The organism is Tenacibaculum sp. nBUS_03, assembly GCF_051201695.1.
GTDB lineage: Bacteria > Bacteroidota > Bacteroidia > Flavobacteriales > Flavobacteriaceae > Polaribacter.
Genome location: NZ_CP179214.1, coordinates 2451399 through 2463201, shown reverse-complemented (window position 1 = coordinate 2463201; position 11803 = coordinate 2451399). Strand labels below are relative to the sequence as shown.

Below are 11803 nucleotides of genomic sequence, written 5' to 3'. Positions count from 1 at the left end.
TTGTTTATTTAATTAAAATTTACATTAAAAATTCATCGCTTATTGATGTATTATCTTGCACTTTATGCATTACATCTGCGAATAAAGTGGCGCAAGATACACTTTTTATTTTAGATACATTCTTTTTTAAAGGAATTGTATCTGAAACAATTAACTCAGTTAATTTTGAATTTTGAATTTTTTCATAAGCTTCACCAGAAAGTATAGGGTGTGTACAAATTGCACGAACACTTAAAGCTCCTCTTTCCATCATTAAATTAGCAGCTTTAGCAAGAGTTCCTCCTGTATCAATCATATCATCAACAAGAATAACATTTTTACCTTGTACTTCACCAATTAATTCCATGTGGGAAATTATATTGGCTTTTTTACGTTGTTTATAACAAACAACAACATCACTTTCTAAGTATTTAGAGTATGCATAAGCTCTTTTAGATCCTCCCATATCAGGAGATGCAACTGTTAAATTGTCTAGATTTAAACTTTTAACATAAGGTAAGAATATAGAAGATGCATATAAATGATCAACTGGTTTTTCAAAAAAACCTTGAATTTGATCAGCATGTAAATCCATAGTCATTATTCTTGTCGCTCCAGCTTCTTCTAAAAGTTTTGCTACTAATTTTGCGCCAATAGCTACTCTTGGTTTGTCTTTCCTATCCTGACGAGCCCATCCAAAATAAGGTATCACGGCTGTTATATGTCTTGCAGATGCACGCTTAGCGGCATCTAGCATTAATAACATTTCCATTAAATTGTCAGCATTAGGAAAAGTAGATCCTACTATAAAAATACGTCTACCTCTAACTGATTCTTCAAAAGCAGGTTGAAATTCTCCGTCGCTAAAACGTGATATTTTTACATTTCCTAGTTCTGTTCCAAAACTTTTAGCTATTTCTTCTGCTAGTTCTGTGCTTTGAGAACATGTAAATATTTTTGGAGTTAATTGATTTGTAGGCATTTACCAAAGTTTATTTGTTGTTAGTGTTGTTGTGAAAGGCAAAAATAAAACTATTTTAAGAGTTTATAAGTATTTTAATGAATTAACTAAAATATTTTATAGATTTGCAGTTCATTTACTAAAATGCTCGAGTGGCGGAATTGGTAGACGCGCTGGATTCAAAATCCAGTTCTTTCGGGAGTGTGGGTTCGATTCCCACCTCGAGTACTAAAGGCTTCTTAGAAATATGAAGCCTTTTTTTTATTCCTCATGTATATTTACAACAAATTTACCTTCTAAGTAATTAATTTTTAAACCATTTTTTAAATGTTTTAAATCTCTATATTTTTACTCATCACTTTTATATTCCACTTTGTCACTTTCAACACTGTTTGTCTTTTTTCTATTTAATATTACAATATGTTTATAGTATTATCTATTAAGTACAATTATTCCGGAATCATCTAATAATAGATATAGGCAGAACTGAAAAGCCTTTATAAATAGAGTAAGATAATTTAAAACAAAGTATTATGTTAAAATCAATTTCAAATTTAGTAACAGTTTTATCTAAAGTAGAACAACAAACAATTAATGGAGGGTTACCAGTTTGTCCTAGAGGAGAAGCACCTATTCCTTCATCAGTTAACCCTAGTGGTTATATTTGTGAAGCGCCTGTGTCTTCAGAAATAAAATTTTAAATAGTAAAATCTTTATGTTTTTAACCGCGTGTGATTTTTAAATTAATACACGCGGTTTTTTAAAATTAAGCAAATAATTAATAAATGGAGTAATAGAAACGTATTTAGATAGTTATGAGAGCGTTCTTAGCTAAAATCATGATACTAAGTTCATATAATCTAATTGTAATTTTAGATTATTAAAACAAATAATTTTTATTTATTTTAAACCAGCACGTTATAATTATGGCTTGCTGGTTTATTTTTTGAAAAGGATTACTTTATATTATAAGTAACACTAGGTATATTTTGCATTGATTTTTGAATAAAAATATTGTAAAAGCACAACCAATTTACCCCTAAACTAACTGTTTTCATCCCTCGTTATTTTTTATTCGTGTCTTTTATGCTACCAATTATCACATTTAATCTCACTTTACACTTTGTTTTTTAACGTTGTTATATGTTTACAGAGTATCTATTACGTGTTTTTAATTCTAGAATAAAAAAATATAGGTGTAGGCGTAACTGAAAAGCCTTTATAACAGAGTAAGATAATTTTAAACAAAGTATTATGTTAAAATCAATTTCAAGTTTAGGAACTATTTTATCTAAACCAGAACAGCAAACAGTTAATGGAGGTACTCTTTCTTGTGAAGAAGGAGCTACTTGGGAGTGGGTTTATGCTTATGGACAATGGAGAAAAATTCTTTGCAAAAAAACACATACGTTTAACTCTTAATTTTTATCCCTGAGTGTCAAAAAACACTTGGGGTTGTTTTTAAAGTTTACTTTAGAAATGAGCTTATATATTTTATTAACCTTATTAAAGATGCTTAAATTTCTAGATATACATTGAGAGAAATTCAAAATATGGAAGATAAAAACTAACTAAAATTCCAGAAAACAGCATTAATAAAAATAAACAATGTTTCATTTAAATATTCAGTAGGGGGCAGCCCCTATTTTAAAATGATTATCAATAAAAATATCTATTAATAAAATTATTTCGAGCGTTGGTATTAGGTAAAGGAAAATATATATGAGTATGTATTTATTATAAATAGACACAAATTGTGAGTGTCTTTAAATGTTCACAGTAATTATAATTTTTATTTTTTAATTATGAGAAAATCAATTTTAAGTTTAGGCAAAAACCTTAGTAAAGAGCAAAAAAAGTTAATTAATGGAGGAAACCCTACCTGTACAGAATGGTGTAATGATCAAATATTACAAACACTATTTCCTTCAATGTCTTGTGCTTGCTCAACTGAACCAGATCCTAATGGAACAGGAGGAGATGCACAAGGCAATTACTATGAAGCTAGAGAACGTCCTTTATAAACTAAATATTAATAATTCATAGAGATACCTAATAATGGGGTAGTTAAACATTCAATTATTGCCCCAGAAATAGATAGGTAAATTTGGTGAAAAATGGTTTAACAATCAGGGAAGTAAGTATACCTCCTTGATTTTTTGAATAGGTTAAAATTAAATGTGAGGATTAGTATAACATTTACTACATATTTATTTTCTTAATCATTTTTCCAGTTCTTAAAAACCAACCTAACTTCTCCTGTGTGATTTTCAATAATATTTCTTTTGTATTGATTTTGAATTAATAATTAGAAATGTATTTTTTTAAGTTGACTTAAATAGGTTTCACCTACAGGAAAAGTCTCATTTCCAATAGTTACTGATTTTTTAGACTTCCCTGTTACTTTATCTATCCTTATTATATAAGAACGATGAATCCTTAAAAACTCTAGTGAATCAGGAGTTAATCTAATAAAATCGCCTATTTTACATCGTACAGTATATTTCTTATCCAATGTTATAATATCTAAATAATTTCCTGAAGATTTTACATAAAGAATAGTATTGCTAAGAATTTTTAAATCCTCACCATTCATTCTAACTTCTAAATATTTTTCGTTTAGGTTTAACCTTCTTATTAGTAATCGAATAAATTCTCTAACTACATCTTTATTGTATGTTAAAACACGAATTTTAAAAAAGTTATATAAAATCCAAGCAAACCCCATAAGGCATACTCCTAAAAACCATCCTGTTTTCCAAAAAGCAGATCTTATTGTAAAACTATATTCTAAATGATTTACTTTACTACATTTATCTTTTAAACAAGCTTTGACTTGAAAAGTATATTTACCACTTTTAAGATTAGGAAAACTAATGTTTCTATTCTTTGTGCTAGACCATTTGGTATCAACCCCTTTTAATCTATATTGATACTCAAGGTTTTCACCTGCATAAAAAATGCCTTCTACTGAGAACGTTATCTTGTTTTGATTGTAACTAAGTTCTAACAACTTATCTTTATCATATGTAATATCATTAACTTTAATATCTTTAATTTTTAAATAAAAGTTCTTTTGTTCTTTGTGATCTAACTCTTTTTTTGGTAGCAAACACAATCCTTCTTTGGTGCCAATAAAAAGTGTATCATTTATAATTTCAATATCTTCTATTTCATTACTTAATAACCCTGTTTCCTTATTTATGCTTGTTACTTTAAAAGTATTCTTTTTGAAAGTAATTCTATTTAGTCCCTTATTTGTACATGCCCATATAACAGAGTCATTTTCTACTTTTATTTCATTGATGCTATTGCTTGTTAGTCCATCTTTTGTTGATATATTGTAAATAGTATCTCCATAAACAACAACTCCTATACCTTGAGTTGCAATAAAAAATTTTTTCTCATTAAAGGCAATATCAATATCATCAGACCTATAACTTAATAAGTTCGTTTTTTTGGATAAAGGAATAATTTTATTTTTATTTTTTTGAAAAACTCCTAGGGGTGTAGCCACCAAAGTATCTTTTTCCCATATACTTACATCTTGAACTCTCCAAGGAAATTTATGGTTTTTATTATTCATTTCGTAGAACCCAGAAGGGGAACTGCCAAAAATTACTCCATTTTTGGTAGGTTCAGAAAGTTTTATAGTATACTTTTTTCCAAAAAGAGTGTTATTTATTTCTAATCCATGAGCTCCATATACATAAGTTTTGTTAGATATTGAATCATATTCAACAATAGTTGGATCTGGATATTTTGAGGGCTTTGTTAGGTTTTTGAATTCCCTAAGAACATTTAGTTTTGAATATCCTCCATCTTTATATCCAATAAGTAGTTCATTATTTTTTTTAACTAATGAGTTTATGTGGTTATGTTTTTTCTTTTCTTTTAAAATTGATATGCCAGGTCGTTTTATATAATAAACACCAGAGTTTTGAGTAGTAAGCCAATAGCCACCCTCATGATCTTTTAAGAAATTAGTAACAGATTTGTCTTTTAAATATTCTCTTACTACTTCTCCTTTATCGCTGATTATTTTTCCACCTCCAAAATAATATCCTAAAAAAAAATTACTACTATCTATTTTTTTTATTCCTATTGGTGTATAACTTTTTTTAATCGTAATAGTTTTATTTTTTCTACTAAGAATACGTATAAATTTTCCATTATTAATTACAGCTTTCTTATTATTTTTTAGCCATAATGCCTCTATATGTGGATTGAAATAGCCTTTTATAAAAAAGGGATTATCCGTATCTTTTATTAACATTGAAGTAAAACAAAAGGTATTTCCATCTACTGAGTTATTGAGGTTAAAATATTTGTTAGCCTCTTTACTTCTTGAGTATTCTTTATTTGTATACTTTCTTTCTATTTTACCATTATCTTTTATTAAAATTATTCCATTAATTCCAGTTCCTCCTATATGTACGGTATTTTCTTTATCTATGTATAAACTTTTGATAATTCCAGATCTTCCTAGCTCTTTTTGTAATAGCTCATTATGTTTATAAGTAGTAAAACCATTAAATCTTTCATTAAAAAAAAATAATGATTTTGTATGGAAAGTATACCCCCAAATTTGATCATTTTGTTGCGGATAAAATCGTAAAATAACGTTTCCTGGCAATCCATTTTCACTTCCATAATTTTTAAACTCATAACCATTATAACGAGAAATTCCTTTGTCTGTAGCAAATATAATATAGCCCTGTTTGTCTTGATAAATATCAAAAACTTGTGAGCTAGGAAGTCCTTCATCTACTCCAAAGTTTTTATATATAGGTTCTTGAGTGTAACCTATAGAATATAAGATAAGAAATAAAGATAAAAAAAGTAAGTAGGTTTTTCTCTCCAATTTTTTAATTTAATTATTCTTATAATTTTAAACTAAGGTATTTTTTGTTTTTAAAAGAAAAAATAGAGAGTTTACTTTAGTTAGAGAACAATTTATAAGTGATGTCTTTGAATCAAAAATCGTAAGTAGGCAATTATTTTATTTGTTATTTTAACTAAATAATAAAACAATAATTTATTGTTTTATATACGAGCGTTTTTATTTTAGTCTGTAAATGAATACTATGTTAATTGACGTTTAAATATGTATAACATCTTTGAGGTTAAGTATTTATTTTAATTATTCTTATGTAAGTAAGTATATTTTTTTGAACAATATAAACATTATAAAACAGGGTGCAAAATCCAATTATTTCGTTAATATAGGTTTGATTCTTTTTTGAATACAAAAAGTAGCTAATAATCAATTAGCTACTTTTTAGTTTTAAAAATTTATTTTGTTTCTATTTCTTCCCTAAGTGATTGGGATAACTGAGGTTTTAATTTTGTATAAAAATCTTCAAAAGTTACATATGAATTTTTGTTTTTAGTTATATAAGTATTTAAGAAAGAAAGAAATTTTTTGAAGTTTAAATATTCGATTGTTTTAAATAATATTAATGCTCCTTTATTGGGTTCTAAATACTCCATGTTATCGGCATACAATAAAATAGGCTCTGTATTTGCTTCGTTATTTTTTTCTTTAGCATAAAAATCTTTTTTCTTCTTCAGAATATGCTCTAGGGCTTCATTTCCTAGAGTTTTTTTAAGTAATATAAGCCCCAATGCTTCTGGTAAAGCCTTAGATAACATATTTCCCCCTCTTACATTACTTATATGCATATTTTCTTGTATCCAATGTGTAATTACTTGTGAAGTAACAGATTGAAAGATATAGGAACGTTCCTTTATATTTGTAATATCTGCATACCACCCTTCTTTTTCAGACACTGCAATACTGTTTGCATAGGTATAGAATTTATCTTGGTAATAAGGTATTTCATGTAATCGAATTTCTTTAAAAGGATAGTTGCCAAGATTTTTAGAAACAAAATTTATAGATGCACGAAGAGCTTTTTGATATAGTTTTATGTTAAATTGATGCTTTGGGGAAGCATAAATTTTTAGGGTAGTTTCTTCGTTTTTGGAAATATATTCTTTGTAGTGCCCAGATCCTAAGTACCAGTTAAAAGGAACCCCTTTTGTAATGGAATAAGTACGATAGTTTCGATTATTTTTAGTCCATTTATTAATCATTTTACCAGGCGCTAGAGGAACTTGATTTTCGGAGGTACTTATGGTTATTTTTCCAGTTACACGATTGGCATCTGAGGCATAAATACTCTGATTTAAGCTTTTAATGTCTGTCGTTTTTGCCATTCTAGCATCTAATAAACTAAGACCTTGATCCATTCTTTTTCGATTCTCTTTTAGTTCTTTTTCTTCGTTATAACCAATAATAGGCAAGAAATCATGAATATTTCCGAAGGAACCGTTGTACATTAAATCAGGTTGTGGTTCTTCACCAGATTGTGTAAACCCTTTGTGTTTTTTTTGAGCCTTTAATACAATAAAAACGCTGTCACTTGGCGCCATTTTTTCAGGGAGTTGATAAGCTTTTATATCGTGTGTTTTGTCTTCAAATAGTAGTTTTAAATCTCCACCATTAATTTGTAGTTTTTTTATGTAAATAGCTGTTTTATAATTTAGAAAAAGAGTATCTATCGGTTTTTTAGAAGTATTTACAAGTAACATATTTGCAGTATATTTTGCCTTTCTTTCCTCTGGATAAAAATCAAAGACTAAATCTATATTTGCATATTTGGGCTGTATTTTGTTTTTTAAATAGCCATATTTTTTTTCGTAATCGGCTTGTTCTTCTTCTTCTTCAAAACTTAATTGAAAACTTTCTGATAACTCTACTTGTTTTACAATAAATGATTGTATTGTAAAAAATACGATTAATGCAACAAGGCTAATTAATTTACCACCAAAAGAAAGCTGTTTGTCTTTAAAACGAAGCTTATCTTTCCATTTTCTAGTGGTACCACGTTGCCAAAAATATATACCAAGTAGTACAAAAACTACCGCCAAAGCAAGCCACATTAAAAAATACCAAATAGCGGAGGTGTACCAAATTCCATAATTACTTATTTCTGAATAATCTTCCAAGCCGGGTGTTCCTGCATATGCAAAAATTGTTTGTTCTGCTAACCCAAGCTCAAAGGATAAAATCATAAAAAAGAAAGAACCAATACTAAGTACGTGTGTTAAAAATCGGTTGCCGGTTAATCCAGATAAAAAGAAGACTAATGCAATCCAAAGCAAATAACTAAGCCAACCCCAGTTGTAACCTAGATTATCGTATAAATATAAATCCAATTCAATAAGTTCAACTCCCCCTTGAACTATTTGGATCCCCATTCCAATTACGGTAAAACATAAGGACAAAATTAAAGACATTCCTGATATAGCAATAAATCGGGATATTTGAGTAACCCAAACAGGCACAGGAAGTGTATCTGTAATAGTATGGATATGTACCACTCTGTCTTTGAAAAAAATTTCTCCTGACCATATCATGATTAGTATTAGTATGAAAAAACCAAAAGCTAAACGAAACATAGTCATTGTAGAGGTTAAAGGCATAGTATGTCCGATATAATAAGTAGCATTCCAAAAGAGATTTTGTAAAATAATCATTAAAAAAACAATACCTAAAATAATTTTAAAAGAAGCGGGACGAACGATATTTTTAAATTCTAGACGCGATAAAAACCATAATTTCCTCATATAATCTGCTGTAGAAAAAGATAGTTTAGGAATAATGGTATTTTTTTTAATAGATGTATTGGTGGTTGTATTGTTTGAAGTAAGAGGTTTTTTACTTGCTTTATTTGGAGCTCCAAAATGTTTGAAACTAAATTTGAAGTAACTCAATATTGCTAATGTTAGGGCAATACTAAACCAAATAAGTCGGTTAAGTAATAAGTTTCCAGAAAAAGGAATATACGCCGTATTACGTTCATTAACAGGTAAGGTTAATAGGATTTCATCTGTTGCAACATAACCAAAAGGATCTAATAACGTAAGTGCTTTAGTAATTCCTCCCGACTCAGAAGAAGTTTGCATTACAATAAAAAACATTGAAATTATAAAAATAGTCAGATACCCAGCTGACATTTTTCGAGTATAAACTAATGCAAAAAAGAAAGCAGAGGTTAATAAAAAAATATTAGGTATTGTATAAAGTAAAAATCCATGTAGCAGTTGACCAAGAGGAGCAGTTCCAAAACGATGTGCTTCTCCAATACCAGAATAAGGTACTAACAGCATTCCTATCACATAACCAAAGGCAATACTAATATTATAGAAAAAAGCAGTACTAAATCTACCTACATAAAAACTCTTTTCATGAATTGGTAAGGTATACATCCATTGTGCTGTTTTGTATTGAATGTCTTTAAATAAAGAAGTACCAGTAATAATTGCAATTATAATAAGCATTAGCATTCCTCCGGCTGCTAGACATTTATAAAACACAGCAGGGGAATTCATCAATAATCCTTCATTTACAAATTGGTCAAATGCACCTTTTGTATACCAAATTCCTTGAAAAACGATAATAAAAAAGAACAATAATGTAGTCCAATGTTTAAAACGTTTACCCATTTCATATGAAATAATTTTACCTATCATGATACTTGTTGTTTAGCTTGGTTAAATAATAAGTGAAAATAAGCGTCTTCTAAATTGGGTGATTTTTGATAAAAGCTTTCATCAGGCATATCTTCTGAAACAACTGTAATTAACATTTTTCCTAAATGAAAATGATTAGAAATAACAGCATACTTTTCTTTTTGTATTGCAAGTTCAGAAGGGTTAATTTGTTTTTCCCATACCTTTCCATTTAATGATGTTTCTATGTCGTATGGTTTTCCTGTAAGTAATACTTCTCCATGACCTATGATTGCCATATCATTACAAAGCGTACTTACATCTTCTACAATATGTGTAGAAAGTATCACCACTGCATTTTCACCTAATTCTGCGAGCAGGTTGTAAAAACGATTTCTTTCCATAGGGTCTAAGCCAGCTGTAGGTTCATCTACTATAATTAATTGAGGGTTTGCTAATAAAGCCTGTGCAATTCCAAAGCGTTGTTTCATTCCACCAGAATAACTCTCTAAATTTTTTTTTCGTACTTCATAAAGATTTACCTTTTGTAATAATGCAGCTACTTGATCTTTTCGTTCTCCTTTGTTTGTTATGCCACGCATGTTTGCAATATGTAATAGTAGCTCTTCGGCTGAAACATTAGGATAAATTCCAAATTCTTGTGGTAAATACCCTAAAACCTTTCTTAATTCTTCAGGATGTTTCATTACATTTATACCATCAAAATTTATATTTCCATTATCTGCATCTTGAAGTGTTGCTATGGTTCGCATTAGTGTTGATTTCCCAGCTCCATTTTGACCGAGTAAACCAAACATTCCTTTTGAAATGGTAAGGTTAATATTTTGTAACGCTTGTACTCCGTTATTATAGGTTTTGGATAAGTTTTTTATTTCTAGTTTCATTTTTTGAAATTTTAGGATTCTTTCGTTTTAAGAATTGTATAGAATGTTTTTCTGACAATGTAAAGTGTCCAAATAGTAATTATGATGTCTATGATTGTAGTTCCATAATAAATACCATTGATACCTGCATATATTGGTAAAACAATCATTACTGGGATATAAAAAACAACTTGCCTTGCAATTCCAATTATACTGGCAGGTTTTGGATGATTGATTGCAGGTAAATAAGTTAACGCCATAAATACCAATGGTAAAAATGGTATGATTGCCATGTATATTCTAAAGTTGAAAATATCGGAAATGCTAATAGTTGTATTTGGTAGTACTAAACGTATTACTATTTCAGGAAATAACATTAAAAACAACCAAAAAGGAAGTACAAGCAATAGTCCAGTTTTAGAAAACAATAAGAAACTCTTTTTTACTCGATCATATTTTTTTGCACCAAAATTTACCCCTGCTACTGGCTGTAGGGCACGCATTAAACCAAAAAGAGGAGTCATCAGGAAGAGTTGTATTCGGTTTGCTGCAGCAAAAAAGGCTAAATCGTTTTCGGTACCAACTTTTACAACAGCATTAAAAACAACAAGTGCTTGTATTAACCCCATCATACTCATAATAAACCCTGGAAAACCAAGTTTAAGAATTCGTGGCAATATCTTTGTATCGAATTGTACGTCATTTATCTTTGCGGAGAATGAGGGTTGATTGCTGATAAAATACCTATATCCTACAATACAATAAATTAGCATACCTACATTTGTTGCCCAAGCAGCGCCTTCTATACCCATATTTAAATATTTTATAAATAATGGGGTCAGTAAAATATTTACTGCTAGTCCGTATATCATCATGATAGCTGCTTTTTTCATTTTTCCTTCAGCACGAACTATAAAATTAAGCTGGAGTGCATACACCCATAAAGGAGAAGCTAATAGAGTTATTTTTAGATAACTATTACCATATGCTAGAATAGCATTGGAAGCCCCCATTAAAGCGATAAGTTCTTCAGAAAAAATATATGCAGGAATAGCAAAAATCAAGGTTCCAATTAGTGTAAAAAATGTTGCATTTGGAAGTACTTTAACTAGTTCCTCTTCATTGTTTTCACCTAATAAAATGCTTATGTAATTTCCAGCTCCTGTTCCTACCCAACTTCCTAGCCCCATCATCATATTGGTTAGTGGATATGCCAAAGCAATACCAGCTAACGCTTCTTCATTTAATAATTGACCAACATATACAGTATCCATAAAAGCATTTAGCCCATAGAATACCATCGCTGCTATTGCTGGCAGCGACAGTTTCCACATTACTTCTTTTAGTGGGGTATTTAAAATAAATTGTTTTTTAGATTGTTGTATATCCATGCTTTTTGTGTTTCATAAATATTTTTTTTCCATTCAAAATCCCCAAATTCTTATAACTTACTCCTAAA

Annotated in this window: 8 protein-coding genes and 1 tRNA gene; 4 read left to right on the top strand and 5 right to left on the bottom strand. The window is 29.1% G+C overall.

The features are described from left to right. Positions 1-19: 19 nt before the first annotated feature. Positions 20-961 (bottom strand): ribose-phosphate pyrophosphokinase, encoded by a 942-nt coding sequence (locus ACMFBB_RS11460; protein WP_435260914.1) that lies wholly within the window; start codon positions 959-961, stop codon positions 20-22. A gap of 125 nt (positions 962-1086) precedes the next feature. On the opposite strand from ACMFBB_RS11460, the gene ACMFBB_RS11455 reads away from it, so the two are divergent. The 4 genes from ACMFBB_RS11455 to ACMFBB_RS11440 all read left to right on the top strand — a co-directional run bounded on the left by ACMFBB_RS11455 (position 1087) and on the right by ACMFBB_RS11440 (position 2964). Further along, a tRNA-Leu gene (locus ACMFBB_RS11455) sits at positions 1087-1168 on the top strand. 305 nt (positions 1169-1473) lie between these two features. Further along, positions 1474-1641 carry a hypothetical protein gene (locus tag ACMFBB_RS11450; RefSeq protein ID WP_435260913.1) on the top strand — a complete coding sequence of 56 codons (168 nt, stop codon included), beginning with the start codon at positions 1474-1476 and terminating at the stop codon, positions 1639-1641. Positions 1642-2194: 553 nt separating this feature from the next. After that, positions 2195-2362, top strand: a complete 168-nt coding sequence (locus ACMFBB_RS11445; protein ID WP_435260912.1) for a hypothetical protein — start codon at positions 2195-2197, stop codon at positions 2360-2362. A 383-nt stretch (positions 2363-2745) separates the two neighbouring features. Further along, positions 2746-2964, top strand: a complete 219-nt coding sequence (locus ACMFBB_RS11440; RefSeq protein ID WP_435260911.1) for a hypothetical protein — start codon at positions 2746-2748, stop codon at positions 2962-2964. A gap of 284 nt (positions 2965-3248) precedes the next feature. Here the strand turns inward: ACMFBB_RS11440 and ACMFBB_RS11435 are convergent, their stop codons facing one another. The 4 genes from ACMFBB_RS11435 to ACMFBB_RS11420 all read right to left on the bottom strand — a co-directional run bounded on the left by ACMFBB_RS11435 (position 3249) and on the right by ACMFBB_RS11420 (position 11735). Further along, positions 3249-5804 carry a ligand-binding sensor domain-containing protein gene (locus ACMFBB_RS11435; protein ID WP_435260910.1) on the bottom strand — a complete coding sequence of 852 codons (2556 nt, stop codon included), beginning with the start codon at positions 5802-5804 and terminating at the stop codon, positions 3249-3251. 431 nt (positions 5805-6235) lie between these two features. Beyond that, positions 6236-9481, bottom strand: coding sequence for a hypothetical protein (locus ACMFBB_RS11430; RefSeq protein ID WP_435260909.1), 3246 nt, complete (start codon positions 9479-9481; stop codon positions 6236-6238). Beyond that, positions 9478-10365 (bottom strand): ABC transporter ATP-binding protein, encoded by an 888-nt coding sequence (locus ACMFBB_RS11425; protein WP_435260908.1) that lies wholly within the window; start codon positions 10363-10365, stop codon positions 9478-9480. Before ACMFBB_RS11425 ends, ACMFBB_RS11430 begins: the two co-directional genes overlap by 4 nt. 11 nt (positions 10366-10376) lie before the next feature. Further along, on the bottom strand, positions 10377-11735 hold the full coding sequence (locus ACMFBB_RS11420; RefSeq protein ID WP_435260907.1) for an MATE family efflux transporter: 1359 nt from the start codon (positions 11733-11735) through the stop codon (positions 10377-10379). Positions 11736-11803: the final 68 nt, after the last annotated feature.

Excerpts from the sequence above, each read along its gene's own strand:
- ACMFBB_RS11440 (WP_435260911.1), top strand. The coding sequence starts at position 2,746 with ATGAGAAAATCAATTTTAAGTTTAGGCAAAAACCTTAGTAAAGAGCAA.
- ACMFBB_RS11425 (WP_435260908.1), bottom strand. The coding sequence starts at position 10,365 with ATGAAACTAGAAATAAAAAACTTATCCAAAACCTATAATAACGGAGTA.
- ACMFBB_RS11430 (WP_435260909.1), bottom strand. The coding sequence starts at position 9,481 with ATGATAGGTAAAATTATTTCATATGAAATGGGTAAACGTTTTAAACAT.
- ACMFBB_RS11450 (WP_435260913.1), top strand. The coding sequence starts at position 1,474 with ATGTTAAAATCAATTTCAAATTTAGTAACAGTTTTATCTAAAGTAGAA.
- ACMFBB_RS11445 (WP_435260912.1), top strand. The coding sequence starts at position 2,195 with ATGTTAAAATCAATTTCAAGTTTAGGAACTATTTTATCTAAACCAGAA.
- ACMFBB_RS11460 (WP_435260914.1), bottom strand. The coding sequence starts at position 961 with ATGCCTACAAATCAATTAACTCCAAAAATATTTACATGTTCTCAAAGC.
- ACMFBB_RS11420 (WP_435260907.1), bottom strand. The coding sequence starts at position 11,735 with ATGGATATACAACAATCTAAAAAACAATTTATTTTAAATACCCCACTA.